This is a genomic window from Teichococcus wenyumeiae, assembly GCF_003696345.1.
In the GTDB taxonomy this organism is placed as follows: Bacteria; Pseudomonadota; Alphaproteobacteria; order Acetobacterales; family Acetobacteraceae; genus Pseudoroseomonas; species Pseudoroseomonas wenyumeiae.
On the sequence record NZ_RFLX01000010.1, the window covers coordinates 37,934 to 54,373 of the forward strand.

The following is a 16,440-nucleotide window of genomic DNA, read 5'->3' on the forward strand; positions in this document are numbered from 1 at the left end:
GGTCGGCGGGGCGGTCATCGGCGGTTCCGGGTGGAAAGCCCGATGGATCGGAACAGGGTTGCGGCACGGCGGTCAGCGGGGCAGCGGCATGATGGGGTTGAGATCCGGGCCTGGCTGCTCGAAGGCATAGCGGAGGCGCACCATGCCGGTGGCCTGCTTCCAATCCCCGCTGCGGTCATAAGTGGCGTAGGCACCGATGCGCAGTTGCGGCGTGATGTCATACTCGGCCTCGGCCCGCAGGTTGCCGATCACGCCGCTACCGTCTCGCCCGACGTAGCGGGCACTGAGGGTGGAATCGCCCGCGGCGGCGGCGGCAAGCTGGGCCTGCAGGTCGGGGTTGTTGGGGAAGACCGGGGTGTCGTCTTCGCGGTAGGTCTGGTAGCCCACGGCACCGCCCAGCCGCAGGCGCAGATCGCCGATGCGCCTGCGCCAATCCGCCTGCACCACCGCCGCCACCTGGGACTGCGGGCTGAAATAGCCGCCATGGCCGAGGGTGAAGTAGCGCAGGTTCTTCTCGTAGGCGGAGTAACGGGCGTCGAAGCCCAGCACCAGGGACTGGTCGGGCTGCCGCAGCACCGTCCAGGCGATGCCGCCACCCAGGTCGAAGCGGCTGTTGTTGGCGACATGGCGGCCGTCGATGGCGGCATAGCCGCCGCCGCCATACAGCACCGCATCGCCCACCGTGTATTCCAACTGCGCCCGGCCGCCTGCGGTGGTCACGCCGCCCCAGCTGGCGCCGGTGCGCCCATCGCGCAGGCCGGCATAGGACAGCAGGCTGTCCGTCACCGCCCGGCGCTCGCCGGTAATGCGCAGGCGCAGCCGGTCCGTCAGCGAGGGTGCATATTCGATGCCGCCCACCGCATTGGCGATGCGGAAGCCCAGTGGCGTGGAGCCCACATCGGCCCGCAGATCGCCATAGGCATAGCCGACATTCAGGGCCACGCCAGTCGCGGTGCCCTTGGCGCCCCTGAGGCCGGCCGCGTTGCCGCCGCCCAGCACATTGCTGCCGAACTGCCGAAGCGTATTGAGATCGCCGCCGATGGAGCCGGTGTTCAGCGAAACCGCCTCCGCCTTCGCCGTCACACGGCCGCCGATGCCAGGCACCGCCGCCGAGACCTCGACCGGTGCCGTCACTTCGGTCAGCTTGCTGAGCCCGCCCTGGCCGGAGCGGCCGCGCATGCCCACCCCGGCCTGCAGCCAGGTCACCGTCTCCTGCCGCGCCGCCGCCAGCTCACTGGCAATCTGGGAGGCCACGGGGTCGGAAATCTCCGCCGCCTGCCCCGTCGCTTCCCCGGTGCCGCCGCGCAGCCGCTCGGCCAGCCGTTCCGCATCATTGGCGCGGCTGCCGCCGCCGGCCTGCAACTGCGCGTAGCGGCGCACACCGGCGCTCTCGAGCGCCCGCAGCGCGCGGTAATGGTCGCCCTGGGCGCGGGCCCGGCGGGCTTCCAGCAGCATGATCTGCGGATCGGCCGGGTAGCGGCTGCGGCCCTCCTGCAACAGCGCATCGGCGCGCCGCCAGTCCTGCCGCGCCATCGCCGCATCAGCCGCGACCGTCAGCGCCTCCAGGCTGCCGGGGTTCCGCGCCAGCACCGTGTCCGCGATACCCTGCGCTTCCGCCGCGCGGCTGCTGGCCAGATAGACCCGTGCCAGTGCCAGGTTCACGGCGGGGTTGTCCGGCATCTCCCGCAGCGCCGGCTGCAACTGCGCCAGGGCGGCGCGTTGGTTGCCTTCGGCGCTCAGCTGCCCCGCCTGCACCATGGCGGAACCGGCGGAGAGCGAGGCGATCTGCCGGCGTTGCTCCTCCGTCAGCCGCCCCCCAGCCAGCAGGCTGGCGGTGATGGCCTGCGCATCCTCCACCCGGCGGGCGGAGAGCAGTGCGCCGGCGAGCTGGATGCGGGCATCCGGCGTGGCATTGCGGTTGACCGTCAGTGCGGTGCGGGCCGCCTGGGCGGCGGCTTCCGGCTGTTGCAGCCGGCCCAGGGCGCGTACCACCCCAGCGGCCATGGTGCCGGAAGGATCGGGCCGCGACGCCAGCGCCATCAGTTGCTGGATGGCGCCGGACCGCGGCATCTCACGGGCCTGGGCTTCCAGCCGGCCGATTTCCTGCTCCTGCCGCGCCTGGGTCAGCAGGCGGTTGGCATCGGCATTGCGGACGCGGGTGGGGATGGCCTCCAGCCGCGCCACCACCTCGCCATAGCGTTCCTGGTCCTGCGCCAGCAGGGCTGCGGCATAGGCGGCATCGTTGTTGCCCAGTGCGGCGAGTTCCTGTTCCTCCCGCGCCGCATCGGCCTCCTGGCCCTGGGCGCGCAGCAGGCGCACGAGGTCCAGCCGGACCCAGGGGTTCTGCGGGTCCACCGCCTTGGCCTGGGCCAGCAGCGCGGCGGCCTGGGCGGGCTCGCTCCGGCTGGCTTCGTCGCGCAAGGTATAGGCACGCTGCGTGGCCAGCCCGGCGGCCGAACTGGGCCGGAAGCCGGTTTCCTGTTGCAGAGCCTCGGCTTCCGCGAAGCGGTTCTGCCGTTGCAGCACGTCGTAAAGGCCACCCAGGGCCTCCGGCAGGCCGGGGCGGCGGGCCAGGGCGGCGCGGAAGCGCGCCTCGGCAGTGCCCACGTCGTCCCGGCGCAGCGCGATCAGGCCGAGAATGATCTCCGCCTGCACCTGCTCATTGGCGTTGCTGCTGGCGGCCCGGCGGGCGAAGTCATCCGCCTGGTCCAAATTGCCGCGCGCCAGTGCCTGCCGCGCCTGCACCGAGGGGCTGGGCGGCACCCGCGCCGCCTGGCCGCCGCCACTCCGGGCAGGCTGCAAGGCGGCATCGAGCCCGGTGAACATGGTCATGAACTCGTCGCGCCGCTGGGGCGCGGCGGCGATGGCACGGTCCCGCAGGTCGCGCGCCTCGGCCGCATGGCCCTGCCGCCAGCGCACCAGTCCCAGCCCGGCCAGGGCACCCGGATCATCCGGCACGGATTGCAGGGAGGTGCGGAACTGCTGCTCCGCCTGCGCGAGTTGCCCGCCCTCGACCGACTGGTAGCCGTCGATGCGCGCCTGGGTCGCGGCATCGGGCAGCGTGCCGCGCGCTTCCCGCAGCTTGGCCTCGATCTGCGGGTCGGAGGGGTTGGAGGCCAGGTAGGTCTCGATGGCGCTGATCAGCTCGCCGCTCGGCCCTTCCCACAGCAGCGCCTGCCGCCAGGCGGCACGGGCCGATGCGCCCACGGAGGAATTGCCGGTCAAGGAGCGCAGCGTATCGATGCCGCTGTAGCGCGTGGTTTCGCGATAGGTCTGGATCTGCGCCAGGGTCAGGCGCAGCCGGGTGTTGTCCGGGTCGCGCTCCAGCCGCTGGCGCAGTGCCGCCGTGGCGTCCCGGAAGTTCTGGTAATCGATGCCCGCCATCGTCTGGTAGTATTCGGGCACCAGGTTGTCCGGCACATTGCCGTTGAGAAAGAAGCTCTTGTAGCGCGCGATGGCTTCCGCCGCCCGGCCAGACTGCGCCAGGGCCCGGGCTTCCTCCAGCGCCGCGCGGTCCGATTCGCCGAAGTTCCGCTGGCGCTCCACCACCGCGATCCGCGGGTCATTGGGCGCCACACGGCGCAGCGTGGCCAGATAGCCGTCGGCGGCATCCTTGCGGCCCATCTGGGCAGCGATCTCGGCGGCGCTGGCCAGCACCTCCGGGTCGCGCGGATTGGCGGCCAGCAGGCGCTCCACGGCTGCAAAGGCCAGTTCCGGCCGGTTCTGTGCGCGCCAGTAATCCACCTGCTCCGCCAGGGTCGAGAGAGCGGAGCTCTGTTCCGGACCACTGGCCGGTGCCGCTGCGGCAGGGGGATTCGCCGCAGGCGCGGGGTCCTGGGCCAGGGCGCCGCCGCTCAGCAGAAGACCGCCCAGCACGGCCCCCACGGCCGGCATCCCTCGCCCGCGCCCGGTGGCATCGGAGTGCGACCGGCGGTCGCGCTGCTGCGAAGGCTGTGTCATCCGATCGTCCGATCCACCAACAGGCAACTCAACGCGCCATCCAAAGCCGCGGCAGGCCTGGACATCAGGCCAGGACGCGCCGCTGAACCAGCCAAGCCATCCTGGTGGATCGCCGCCGTCGCAATTTATCAACGGGCGAAGGCTTTTGAAAAGCGTAACCCGTATTGCAGGCAACGTAAGCCACGCACTGTGTCATTCCAGCCCCACCCCCTTGTTCAGCAAGGTTGATGGCCTGCCTAAGCCGTTCTGGCAGTTTGCGTCGAACGGCAGATTTTCAAATGGGAATTTTGCACAAAGCGCAAGAGGATGCCGCGCCAGGCGAGCTTGTCACGAGGCAGGCAACCGGGACGTGCGGGCCCCAGCTCGGCAGCTACGAGAGCGCGAGCCTGGCAGCCTGAGTCAGGCAGATGGTCTGCCGGACAGTCGATGCCCGCCTTGGGCCAGACATGGGAACGGGCGGAGGGATCTCTCCCCCCGCCCGTCCAGCCACTCACTCAGCGGGGGGAACCGGTCCCCGGCAGCGTATTCATGATGGGCACGCCCGGGGGCGGCGGGGCGGTGGCACGCGCTTCGGCCGGGCGGCCGCCCTCGCGCACGACCTCGCCAGAGGCCGGGCTGTTCTGGTTCCCAGACGACGGCGCGCAGGCGGCGACAAGCAGGCCGAGGCCCAGGACACCCAGGGTAATCGTCCGCATGGTCTTCTCTCCTTGTGCTGTGCCCGCCGGCGCCCAGGAGGCACTGACGGAACGGTCAGGACAAAGGCTCAACGTATGCATGCCGGATCGGTTGTGCCCCGCCGCCACCATTTTTGGTCCTGCCTCAGCCGGCGAAGGCGGCGCGGGCTTCCGGCAGGTCCCAGATACGCTGGATGGCGGCGGCCCCTGCGGCGGTGATGGCGTGCTCATCCCCGGCCAGCAGCGCGCCATTGTGCAGCAGCAGCCGGCCATCGACCATGACGCCGTCGATATTGGCGCGGTTGGCCAGCCAGACCAGCGCCCGGCGCGGCTCGAACAGGGGCTGCAGATGCGGGTGGTTGAGGTCCACCACCGTCAGGTCCGCCGTGGCGCCGATGCGGATGGCGCCCAGGTCTTCACGCCCGATCGCCGCCGCGGCGTCCCGCGTCACGGCGCCGATCAGTTCCGGCGCCGTGGCCACATCCGCCTGCCCGGCGGTGACCTTGGAGATCATGGCGGCGGCATTCACCTCCCCCAGCAGGTCCATGTTGTAGCCATCGGTGCCGATGACGGTGCGCACGCCGTGGGAGGCGAAATGCGCGTAGGAGGCGGTGGTGCCGGCGCGGGCAAAGACGCGCGGGCAGTTCAGCACCGTGCTGCCGCGCGCCGCCATCAGCCGCAGGTCGTCCCCGGTGGAGTTGATGCAATGCGCCGCCAGCAGGTCGGGGCCGAGCACGCCCAGCCAGTCCAGGTATTCCGCCGGGGTGCGGCCGTCATAGCGCTGGCCGATGGTCGCGACCTCCCCCGGGCTCTGCGCCAGGTGGGTGGTGATAGGCACGCCCAGCTCCCGCGCCCGCGCGGCGGCGGTGCGCAGCAGATCGGGGGCGCAGGTATCCGTCGCATGCGGGCTCATCGCCATGCGGATACGGCCATGGTCGGCGCCTTCCCAGCGCGCGTGCAGCGCGTTCCAGGCGGCCAGATCCACCGCGCCGTCATCCCCGGCATAGGTCACCTGGCCGGAGGCATCCGCCTTGGCATCGGCGGTGGAGAAGAGATAGGGCGCGCCATAGAAGCGCAGCCCCATGTCCAGCGCCGCGTCGAACATCTCCGGGATGCCGTTGCGGAAGGGCTCCATCACCGTGGTGGCGCCGCCCTTCAGCAACTGCAGGATGCCCAGCCGCGCCACGGCCAGCCGCTCCTGCGGCGACAGGATCTCGATGCCGCGCTTGGTCAGCGGCAGCAGCACCGTATAGACGATGCTGGCGTTGTTCTTACGCCCCGCCCCGTCCTCGGAATGCGTCCGGGCCACGGCCTCGCTGAAGCAATGGTTGTGCAGGTTCATCAGGCCGGGCAGCACGAAGCGGCCCGGCTGGTCCAGCACGATATCGGCCTGCGGGCGGGTGGTGGTGAAGGCGGCGATGCGCCGCCCCTCCGTCAGCACCCAGTGGTCCCGCAGCACCACCTGCTCCCCATCGCGCTCCGTCAGCACATAGCTGCCGAAGATGGCGGTGGTGCCAGGCTCGGTCATGGGCATGTCCGTCATTCCTCTCACGCCGGCCTCACGTTCCAGAAGGTGGCCGTGCCCTTGCCGATGCCGGTGATGGCGCTGCGGTAGGCCGTCGGCTGCTTGTACTGGCCGAGCGGATAGTAGGGCACTTCCTCGAAGCTGATGCGCTGGATCTCGGCGCAGATCTGCTGCTGCTCCTCCAGCGAGGCGGCGGAGAGCCAGCGGTCGCGCAGGGCTTCCGTCCGCTCGCTGCTGGACCAGCCGGGATAGCTGGCATTGCCGCGTAGGGTCAGGTGCCCGGCCGGGTTCAGCCAGTCCATGCCCTGCCAGTTGGCGACGAAGGCGCTCCAGCCCCCCTCCTCCACCGGCGTCTTGCGGTTGCGCCGCGTCAGCACCGAGCCGAAGTCGATGCCGACATATTCCACGTTCATGCCAGCCTGCTGCATCATGCCGAAGGCGACATCGCCCAGCGGCTTCTGCGCCAGCGAGTCCGCCGGCACCAGCACCACCACCTTCTCTCCCTTGTAGCCCGCGGCGGCGAGGTCACGCCTCACCTTGTCGTAGTCGCGCGGACCCTTGAAGACATCGAGGCCCACATCGCTGGCCATCGGCGTGCCCGGGCAGAAGAAGCCGATGGGCGTGTGCTGGAAGGCCGGGTCATCGCCCGCCACGGCGGACATGAAGTCACTCTGGTCGATGGCACCCAGCAGCGCGCGGCGGATGGCCGGGTTGTTGAAGGGCGGCTGGAGATGGTTGATGCGCAGCAGGCAGGTGAAGCCCAGAGGGTCCAGCACATCGATCTTGATGTTGCCCGTGCGGCGCAGCAGCGGCAGCAGGTCGTGCGGAGTGGTTTCCTGCCAGTCCTGCTCGCCCGATTGCAGGGAGGCGGCGCCGGTCGCCGCATCCGGCATGGTGGTCCATTCCACGCGGTCGTAGTGCACCACCTTCGGCCCGGCGGTCCAGTCGCTCACGCCGCCCTCGCGCGGCTTGTAGCCCGCGAAGCGTTCATAGACGTTGCGGGCGCCAGGGATGCGCTCGTTGGCCACGAAGCGGAAGGGGCCGCTGCCGATGACCTCGGGGATGACCTTGAACGGGTCGGTATTCGCCAGCCGCTCCGGCATCATGAAGCAGGCCGGCACGGCGGCCTTGCCCAGCGCCATCGGCAGGAAGGGGAAAGGCCGCTTCAGGCGGAAGCGGATGGTGCGGTCGTCCGGCGCCGAAAGCTCGTCCGTCGCCGCCATCAGCGCATCGCCAAAGGGGTCGCGTTTCGCCCAGCGCTTGATGCTGGCGACGCAGTCTCGCGCCAGCACCTTCTCGCCATCGTGCCAGGTCAGGCCCTCGCGCAGCGTCAGGTCCCAGCGCTTGCCGTCGTCCTCCACCCGATGGCCTTCCACCATCTGCGGCGAGACCTCCAGCTTGCTGTTCATGCCGTAGAGCGTGTCGAAGACCATGAAGCCATGGTTCCGCGAGACTTGCGCCGTGGAATAGATCGGGTCCACGAAGGCGAGGTCGATCACCGGAATGAAGCGCAGCGTGGTGGCCGAGGCAGCGCGGGCGAAGCGCGGTGCCGAAAGGCCAGCCAGAGACGTTGCCGCGGCGGCGCGCAGCAGAGAACGACGATGCATCAAGATACTCCAGGAAGGGTCGGCGGCCGCCCCCGGCGGCCACCAGGGCGCGGCGTTATTCGCCCGCGTCGATGGTGATGGCGGAAAGCGCCTGCTTCTCCAGCCCGTGCTTCTTCAGGATCTCCATGTAGGTGCCGTTGGAGATCATGCGGTTCAACGCGCCGGCCACGGCATCCCGCAGCGGCGCCTGCTCCTTGGCGAAGGCCATGCCGGAGAGGTTGCGCGAGATCGGCTCGCCGATGGTGACGAAGGTGCCCGGGTTCTGCTGCGACAGGTACACGACATATTCGGCGCCGAGGATGGCGCCATCGGCGCGGCCCTGCTGCAGGTCTGTGCGGGCGGCGGCGGCGCCTTCGGTACCGATCACGCGGATCGGCGGCTTGCCGGCGGCGACGCAGTTCTTCTCGCTCCAGGCCTGGGCCTGCGGGAAGTAGTTGGTGGTGCGCGGCGTGGCGATGCTGCGGCCACAGAAATCGATGGGCTGCTGCGCGCCCTTCTGCTGCTGCACGGTGGTGAAGATCTGCGCGCCGGTGGAGATGTAATCCACGAAGCTCAGCTTCTCCCGCCGCGAGGGCAGGTCGGTCATGGAACTGCCGCTGAAATCCACCCGGTTGGTGGCGATGGCGGGAATGAGCTGCGCGAAGGCCATTTCCTCCCAGCGCAGCTCGATGCCCAGTTCCTTGCCGATGGCGGTGACCAGGTCGACATTGACGCCGCGCCGCTCATTGGTGGCGGGGTCCTTGTAGGCCATTGGCGGATAGGTGGCTTCGATGCCCACCCGCAGGTGGCCCTGCTTTCGCACGGCCTCCGGCAGTTCCTGGGCGAAGGCGGGTGCCATGAAGACCATGGCGACGATACCGGCGGAGAGAAACTTCATCCTCATAGCACCTACCTTCGTTGTTGCAGTGGTTTAGCCAGCAGCCTCGCAGCTTGCGAAATGCGCCGCGATCTGCTCGCCCGTGGCGATCCAGACATCGTTATAGGCGCGGGCATGCTCCAGGAACTCGCGCAGCAGCTTCAGCCGCATCGGGCGGCCGCTGCATTGCGGGTGCAGCACGGTGGTGACCATGCCGCCCCATTCGCGCGTTTCCTCCAGCTCGTCCTTCCAGATGGAGAGAACGTGCTCACGCTCGAACATCGGGCGCGGGCTGTAGCGGTGCGAGAGGCCGAACAGCCAGTCGTCATAGGTCATGGTCACCGGCAGCTCGATCAACCCAGGCCGGCCATCGGCCAGCAGGTGCCGGTACGGCCGCACGTCGTCGCGCCAGGAGGAGGAATAGATCAGCCCCCGCTCCTTCAGCAGCACGCGCAGCTCCTCGCAGCTTTCGCCGGAAGGCGCGCGATAGCCCTTGGGCACCACGCCCAGGCGGCGTTTCAGCACTTCCAGGCCACGGTCCACCTCTTCCACCAGCATCGGGTCCCCGGGGATGGGCATGACGTGGTGGAAACCGTGGTGGCCGACCTCATGCCCGTCCTTCAGGATGGCCTCGCACATCGCAGGATGCGCCTCGACCGACCAGCCGGTGATGAAGAAGGTGGCCTTCAGTTCCTGCTGCCGCAGCATCTCCAGCAGCTTGGGCACGCCGACGCGCACCTCGAAGCCGCCATAGGACATGGTCACCAGCTCGCCGTAGCGGGCGGGGTCCTTCGCCGTCCAGGCCGTCTCGGCATCGACGTCGAAGGACAGGAACATCGCCGCCTTGTACCCCTGCGGCCAGGGGTACTCGGGGGCCAGCGGCGCCCGGTTGGCTGGCGCCAGCGGGATCGCGTTCAGCGCCGCCGAATCAATTGCCGCCATTGACCTGCACCTCGGGGATGGCGCTCGGCGTCAGCGACCACTTCTCCAGCAGCTTGGCATAGGTGCCATCGGCGATCAGGCCGCGCAGGCCATCGGCCAGCGCGTTCTGCAGTTCCGTTTCTTCCTTGCCCACGGCAATGCCCATCAGCGTGTAGCGCACCGGCTCGCCCACCAGGGCGTAGGTGTTCGGCTCCTGCGCCATGATGTAGGGCAGCGTCTCGCCGCCCTGCATCGCGGCGTCGATGCGGCCCTGGCGCAGCTGCGTGCGCGCATCCGCCGAGCCCTCGGTGCCGACAACGCGGATCTCCGGGCGGCCCTTGGCGACGCATTCGGCATCGCTGAAGACCTTGATGTCGTTCACCAGCGCGGTGCGGCGGCTGGCGCCGACGGCCTTGCCGCAGAGCGCCTCGGGCGTCTTGAATTCCGCCGCGCGGTCGGCCTGCGTGAAGAACTGCGAGCCGGAGCGCAGGTAGTCGATGAAGGTGGCGGTATCCTGCCGCGTCTTCAGGTCGCTCATGCCGGAGAGGATGATGTCCACGCGGCCGGTGCGCACCGAGGCCAGCATCTGGTCGAAGCTGGTTTCCTGCCACTGCATCTTCACGCCCAGCTTGGCGGCCAGCGCATTGCCCAGCTCGACATCGAAGCCGGTCAGCTCGTTGGTCTTGGGGTCGCGCAGGTCCAGCGGCGGATAGTTCGGCACGATGGCGGAGATGATGGTGCCGCGCGACTTGATGCGCGCGGGCAGCTCGGCCGCCTGCGCCGCGACGGTGGTCGCCAGCAGCGCGACCGAAAGCATCAGGGCCTTTTTCATGGCGTGTCCTTCAGGAAATCACAGCGGAAAGGAAGGCCTGGGTCCGCGCTTCGCGCGGGTTGCCCAGGACCTCGGATGCGGGGCCGGATTCAACGATGCTGCCATGGTCCATGAAGACCACGCGGTCGGCGACCTCACGGGCGAAGCCCAGCTCATGCGTCACCACAATCATGGTCATGCCGGAACGGGCGAGTTCCTTCATCACCGCCAGCACTTCGCCCACCAGCTCGGGGTCGAGCGCGCTGGTCGGCTCATCGAAGAGCATCAGCTTCGGCTTCATGGCCAGGGCGCGGGCGATGGCCACGCGCTGCTGCTGCCCGCCGGAAAGATTGGCGGGATAAGCATCGGCCTTGTGCGCCAGGCCAACGCGTTCCAGCAGCGCGCGCGCCTCGGCCTCGCATTCGCGGCGCGGGCGGTTCAGCACGCGCACCGGGCCTTCGATGATGTTTTCCAGCGCCGTCATGTGCGGGAAAAGGTTGAAGCGCTGGAAGACCATGCCGGTAGCCAGGCGCTGCCGGGCGATCTCGCTCTCGCTCAAGGGGTGCAGGCTGTGCCCCCGGATACGATGCCCGGTCAACTCGCCGTCCACCCAGATGGCGCCGCTGTCCGGCTCCACGAGCTGGTTGATGCAGCGCAGAAGCGTGGTCTTGCCGGAGCCGGAGGCGCCGATGATGCAGAGCACCTCGCCCGCCGCGACATCCAGGGAGACGCCCTTCAGCGCGTGAAAGCTGCCGAAATGCTTCTGCACATCAACAATGGAAACCAGGGGAATCTTGCTCATCGGGTGCTCCCCGCGCCACGGGAGAAACGGCGCTCCAGCAGCATCTGCGCCGGCGTCAGCAGCGAGACCACAACCAGATACCAGATGGCGGCGACGATCAGCAGCTCGATGACACGCGAGTTGGCGTAGTAGACGTTCTGCGCCGCGTGCAGGATCTCGGCGAACTGGATGACGCTGGCCAGCGAGGTCAGCTTCACCATGCCGATGAACTCGTTGCCCAGCGGCGGAATGATCACGCGCATCGCCTGCGGGAAGACGATGCGGCGCAGCGCCACCAGCCGCGTCATGCCGATGGACTTCGCCGCTTCATACTGCCCGGCATCAACCGAGAGCATGCCGGCGCGCACCACCTCGGAGGTATAGGCGCCCTGGTTGATGCCGAGGCCGAGCAGCGCGGCCAGCATCGGCGTCATGACATCCACCGTGCGCATCGACCAGTCCCCCCAGCCCAGCCGGGGGAAGACGAGCGCCAGGTTGAACCACAGCAGCAACTGCAGGATGATCGGCGTGCCGCGGAACAACCAGGTGTAGCCCATGGCCACGCCGCGCAGCACGGGGTTGGGCGACATGCGCATCACGGCGGTGCCGATGCCCAGCGCAATGCCCAGCGCCATGGCGGCGATGGACATCCAGATGGTGTTGACCAGCCCCTGCATGATGGCAGGGGCGGTCAGGAACTGGCCGACATAGTCCCATTCGATCTGGCCGACCGCGAAGGCCCGGGCCAGCAGCGCCAGCAGGACGGCGATAACAGCGACCGCCAGCCAGCGCCCCCAGTGTCGCGTTGGAATGATCCGGTAGCCGGAAATATCCGGCAAGGCGGAGGCGGGGTGTGACATGGACAGGGCTTCCCGGCTCTGGCGCTGTGTCAGGCCGGCGCCTGGGCGCCAACCTGGTCCACGATACGCCGGTAATGTTCTGGCCGGCGATGGCTGGCGAAGTGGAACATCTTTTCCTTGCCCTGGCGGCAGGCATCGAGGTCGATCTCCGCCACCACCACTTCATCGGCCAGCGACTTGGCTTCCGCCACCACGACGCCATTGGGGTCCACGATGCAGGAGCCGCCGATCAGGCCCGAGCCATCCTCGTTGCCGGCCTTGGCGACGCTGACCGCCCAGGTGGCGTTCATGTAGGCATTGGCCTGCGCCGCCAGGGTGGAATGGAAGGTGCGGATGGATTCGTTCTCGGTGCTGCCGCCATTGGGGTCATAGGCGGCGGAGTTGTAGCCCATCACCATCAGCTCAACGTCCTGCAGGCCATAGACGCGCCAGGCTTCCGGCCAGCGGCGGTCGTTGCAGACCAGCATGCCCATGACCGGGCGGTGCCAGGATTCCGCGCCGCGGAAGGCGGGGAATCCGAGGTCGCCATATTCGAAATAGCGCTTCTCGAGCTGCTGGAAGCGCGCGCCCTCGCGCGGCTCGACACTGCCTGGCAGGTGCACCTTGCGGTACTTGCCCAGGATGATGCCGTCAGGACCCACGGTAATGGCGCTGTTGAAGTGCTGGCCTTCCGGCGTCAGTTCGGCATAGCCGACATAGAAGCCGACGCCGAGTTCCTTGGCGCGGTCGAACAGCGGCTGCACCTGCGGGTTCGGCATGGCCGGCTCGAAGTAGCTTTCCACTTCCTCGCCGCTCAGCAGCCAGCGCGGGAAGAAGGTGGTGAAGGCCAGTTCGGGAAAGACCACCAGTTGCGCGCCCTTGGCGGCGGCCTCTTCCAGCAGCGCGATCATGCGCGCCAGGGTTGTCTCACGCGGCTCGGCCCGCTGGGTGGGGCCCATCTGGGCGGCGGCGATATGAAGCATACGGGGCATGGTGGCGCTCTTCCGTTCAGTCTTGGCGCCGAACATCGCATAACTGTCTGGCAGATCAATTGGTTTCGCTATACGAAATCGCGTAGTTTCATTCGTCACGCTTATAGGGTGCCCAAGGATTGACCTTACGCCAGTTGGAAATCCTCCGCGCCACCATCCGCTGCCAGACCACCATGGCGGCGGCGCGGGCGTTGGGGATGTCGCAACCCGCCGTCAGCAGCGCCATCCGCCACATGGAAGGCCAGCTCGGCTTCCCGTTGTTCGAGCGGGTCAACAACCGCCTCTTCCCGACCGAGGCCGCCCGCGTGCTGCATGAGGATGCCGAGCCACTCTTCGCCATCCATGCCGCGCTGGAACTGAAGCTGCAGGACCTGCGGGAGGACAAGATCAGCCGGCTGCGCATCCTCAGCACGCCGCCGCTGGGCCATTCCGCCATTCCCGCGGCGCTGGAGAGCTTCCTGCGCCGCCATCCACGCCTGCGGATCTTCTTCGATGTGCGCAACCTGTCGGAGGTGGTGCGCAGCGTCGAGGCCGGCACCACCGACCTCGGCTTCGGCCTCAGCCTGGGGCACCACGAATCCTTGCAGGTGCAGCCGCTCTTTACCGGCCGCATGGTCTGCGTCGCGCGCCGCGACCACCCGCTGGCGCGCCTGCCCAGCGTGACGCCGCGCGACCTGGTGGCCCACCCCTTCATCGCGCTGGAGGCCGGTACACGCATGGGCATCGCGGTCCGCGACGCCTTCCTGGCCGAGCGCCAGCCCTTCGGCTTCCGCGCCGAGGTCCGCTATTGCGACACAGCCTGCGTGCTGGCGGCCGCCGGGCTGGGAGCGGCGGTGGTGGACCCCTTCTCCCCCACCCGGGACCACAGCCTCGCGGCGCGGCCCTTCGAGCCTGCGATCCCTTCCGTCGCCTATGCCTTCTGGTCCGCCCGCAAGCCGATCTCGCAAACCGCGCGGCGTTTCCTGGCGGAGGTGATGGAGGCGCTGGATGGGCTGGTGGGCAACCTACCGGCCCAGGCGCCGCTGTAACCGGTCCTGCACCGCCATCCTTCTCGCAGTTCGGCCCAGGCCAGCGCATCGGCCTCGGCAATTCCGCGCTGATGGTGGCTCTGCCGCCATGATGCCGACATAAGCCTGGGCTCTACCGGCCGGTATGCGCCGCAACCCTGCCGCGCGCCTGCCGGGCCGGCTTGGTGCGGCTCCCTGGCAGGCGCTAGAAGCGCGTCCCTTTTCTCGCCCGCCAGATCAACAGCGGAACGGCCATGCCTCCCAGACGCAACGACGCCTCCCGCACCGGCCAGCGCCCGCGCGCCGGCACACCCCGCAATCCGGGCGCCGACCTGTCCCGCCTGCCCTGGGGCCTGGACCTCGGCGCGGTGCGGGTGGCCGAGGGCGTCCGCGCCGCGCTGGCCTGCGGGGTGGTGCTGCTGGCCAATGAATGGCTGGGCTGGCCGCCGCTGGTCTACATGGCCCTGGCGGCCTTCTTCACCTGCCTCTGCGACATCGGCGGCCCCATCCGCTTCCGCGTGCCGGCGCTGCTGGCCTTCACGGTCTCGGGCGCCTTGGTCTGGGTCTGCTTCGGGCTGTTGCGGGACCCTGGGCTGCCGGTGGTGCTGCCACTGGCCTTCGTCGGGCTCTTCTGCCTCGGCATGGCGCGGGTCTGGGGCGCCGGCGCGGCGGCGGTGGGCAATATCCTCTGCATCGTGCTGGTGGTCTCGGTGGGCCAGCCCCTGGCGATGCATGAAGCTTTCGAGGCCGGCATCATGTTCGTCTGCGGCGGGCTTTGGGCGACGCTGCTGACCATGGTGGTCTGGCGCCTGCATCCCTACCGCCCCGCCCGCAACGCTGTGGCCGGTTGCTGGCGCCGGCTGGCGGAGCTCGCCGCCGACCAGCGCCTCCTGCTGCTGGACGGCGCCGGCACCGAGGCCTGGGACGCGCATGGCCGCGCCCATCGCCGCGCGGTGCGGGAGGAGCTGGAACATGCCCGCACCATCGTGCTGGACCTGGTCAGGATGCGCGGGCGCCTGTCGCTGCGCGGCGGGCAGGCGCTGCTGCGGCTGGAGGCCTGCGACCAGATCTTCGGCTCGCTGATCGCGTTGTCGGACCTGCTGGACGGCGAGCGCGACCCGGCCCGCCTGGCGGCCGCCGAGACGCTGCTGCGCCTGCTGCGCCCGATGCTGGTGGTGCTGGCCGATGCCATTGCCGCCGATACCAATGTGCGCGCCGAGGTGCTGGAGCGCGCCACCAGCCGCGCCCTGGCGGCCACCGCCGCCGACCCGCTGCTGCACCCGCTGGCCGAGGCCATGGCCGAGCGCCTGCGCATCGCCGCTCGGCTCAGCACCCCGGGCGGCTACCTGCCCGGCGGGCCGGTCGGCGCGGCCCGGGCGCAGCCCTGGCGCGACCGCGTGCTGGTGCCGCTGCGCGCCAACCTGAACTGGGAATCGGCGACGCTGCGGCACGCGCTGCGCGTCGCCGTCATCGGCGCGCCGGCCCTGGCGCTGACGCTGGACTACGGGCAGCAGTTCGCCCAATGGCTGCCCATCACCGCCATCGTGACGCTGCAGCCCTTCTTCGCCACCACCTGGCAGCGGGCGCTGGAACGCATTGGCGGCACGGTGCTGGGCGGGCTGATCGGCGCCGTCATCGCCTATTTCATTCGCGCGCCGCTGGACCTCGCGCTGGTGCTGTTTCCGCTCTGCACGGTGGCCTTCGCCGCGCGGCAGGTCTCCTTCACCGCCTGGATCACCGGCATCACGCCCATCGTGGTGGTGCTGATGGAGTTGCTCCATCCCGGCCACAGTTCCTGGGAGATCGCGGGGCTGCGGGCCCTCCTGACGCTGGGCGGCGGGTTGCTGGCCATCTTCGGCTGCCTCTTCCTGTGGCCGAGCTGGGAACCGATGCGGCTGGTTCAGGAACAGCGCGACGCCATTGCCGCCCATGCCGATTACGCGCGGGCGGTGCTGTCCGAGATCATCGGCGAAAGCCCCGCCGGCAGCGCCGAGGCCACCCGCCGCGCCGCCGGCATGGCCACCAACAACCTGGAAGCGAGCATCTCCCGCGCCTTGCAGGAACCGCGCGGCGGCGGGCGGCTGGCGGTCGGCAGCGCCACGCTGGTGGATGCCACGCTGCGCCGCATCGCCGGCCGGCTCTCCGCCCTGCGGCACGACCCCATGGCCCATGCCGCGCTGACGGCCGCCGAGGGCGATGCGTGGCGGGACTGGATCACCGCCTCCATGGGCGGCCTGACAACAGGCAACGGCCCCTTGCCGCCCCGCCCGCCGCTGCCGCAGGGCGAGGCGCTGCTGGACCCGCTGGCCCGCATCGCCCGGCAGATCGAGCTGCTGGAAGGAGCGCTGCGGCGGCCGGAGCCCGCGCACGCCTGAGGTCGGTCGGCTTGGTCTTCACCAATCCGCGCAGCGGCACCGCGTGGTGGGGAGAGGACTTGCTCCGCGCCCCGAGTAAGCGCAGTTACAGA

At 69.5% G+C, this 16,440-nt stretch carries 12 protein-coding genes; 2 read left to right on the forward strand and 10 right to left on the reverse strand.

All coding sequences use genetic code 11. The features are described from left to right. Nucleotides 1-72 precede the first annotated feature (72 nt). The 10 genes from EBE87_RS14395 to EBE87_RS14440 form a co-directional block, all read right to left on the reverse strand. The gene (locus EBE87_RS14395) at nucleotides 73-3,960 is read right to left on the reverse strand and encodes a cellulose biosynthesis protein BcsC (RefSeq protein WP_120637799.1); all 3,888 of its coding nucleotides are present in this window, start codon (nucleotides 3,958-3,960) and stop codon (nucleotides 73-75) included. A 494-nt stretch (nucleotides 3,961-4,454) separates the two neighbouring features. Then, the gene (locus EBE87_RS14400; protein WP_120637798.1) at nucleotides 4,455-4,655 is read right to left on the reverse strand and encodes a hypothetical protein; all 201 of its coding nucleotides are present in this window, start codon (nucleotides 4,653-4,655) and stop codon (nucleotides 4,455-4,457) included. Between the two features lie 124 nt (nucleotides 4,656-4,779). After that, nucleotides 4,780-6,168 carry an amidohydrolase family protein gene (locus tag EBE87_RS14405; protein WP_233553147.1) on the reverse strand — a complete coding sequence of 463 codons (1,389 nt, stop codon included), beginning with the start codon at nucleotides 6,166-6,168 and terminating at the stop codon, nucleotides 4,780-4,782. A gap of 14 nt (nucleotides 6,169-6,182) precedes the next feature. Next, nucleotides 6,183-7,766: an ABC transporter substrate-binding protein gene (locus EBE87_RS14410; protein ID WP_199707281.1), complete on the reverse strand. Its 1,584-nt coding sequence runs from the start codon at nucleotides 7,764-7,766 to the stop codon at nucleotides 6,183-6,185. Between the two features lie 55 nt (nucleotides 7,767-7,821). Next, nucleotides 7,822-8,643 (reverse strand): ABC transporter substrate-binding protein, encoded by an 822-nt coding sequence (locus EBE87_RS14415; protein ID WP_233553146.1) that lies wholly within the window; start codon nucleotides 8,641-8,643, stop codon nucleotides 7,822-7,824. A 33-nt stretch (nucleotides 8,644-8,676) separates the two neighbouring features. Beyond that, the gene (locus tag EBE87_RS14420) at nucleotides 8,677-9,564 is read right to left on the reverse strand and encodes a polysaccharide deacetylase family protein (protein WP_120637795.1); all 888 of its coding nucleotides are present in this window, start codon (nucleotides 9,562-9,564) and stop codon (nucleotides 8,677-8,679) included. Beyond that, nucleotides 9,551-10,375: an ABC transporter substrate-binding protein gene (locus tag EBE87_RS14425; RefSeq protein WP_120637794.1), complete on the reverse strand. Its 825-nt coding sequence runs from the start codon at nucleotides 10,373-10,375 to the stop codon at nucleotides 9,551-9,553. Before EBE87_RS14425 ends, EBE87_RS14420 begins: the two co-directional genes overlap by 14 nt. 10 nt (nucleotides 10,376-10,385) lie before the next feature. After that, nucleotides 10,386-11,156, reverse strand: a complete 771-nt coding sequence (locus tag EBE87_RS14430) for an amino acid ABC transporter ATP-binding protein (protein WP_120637793.1) — start codon at nucleotides 11,154-11,156, stop codon at nucleotides 10,386-10,388. After that, complete coding sequence (locus EBE87_RS14435; RefSeq protein ID WP_120637792.1) at nucleotides 11,153-11,995, reverse strand: amino acid ABC transporter permease; 843 nt, start codon at nucleotides 11,993-11,995, stop codon at nucleotides 11,153-11,155. Before EBE87_RS14435 ends, EBE87_RS14430 begins: the two co-directional genes overlap by 4 nt. 29 nt (nucleotides 11,996-12,024) lie before the next feature. Further along, entirely contained in the window at nucleotides 12,025-12,966 is a 942-nt protein-coding gene (locus EBE87_RS14440) for an N-carbamoyl-D-amino-acid hydrolase (RefSeq protein ID WP_199707279.1), read from the reverse strand. A 134-nt stretch (nucleotides 12,967-13,100) separates the two neighbouring features. Here EBE87_RS14440 and EBE87_RS14445 point away from each other — a divergent pair, with 134 nt between their 5' ends. Together EBE87_RS14445 and EBE87_RS14450 are read left to right on the forward strand one after the other, a co-directional pair. Then, nucleotides 13,101-13,994 carry a LysR family transcriptional regulator gene (locus EBE87_RS14445; protein ID WP_233553145.1) on the forward strand — a complete coding sequence of 298 codons (894 nt, stop codon included), beginning with the start codon at nucleotides 13,101-13,103 and terminating at the stop codon, nucleotides 13,992-13,994. Nucleotides 13,995-14,227: 233 nt separating this feature from the next. Further along, entirely contained in the window at nucleotides 14,228-16,348 is a 2,121-nt protein-coding gene (locus EBE87_RS14450; protein ID WP_122140048.1) for an FUSC family protein, read from the forward strand. Nucleotides 16,349-16,440 lie beyond the last annotated feature (92 nt).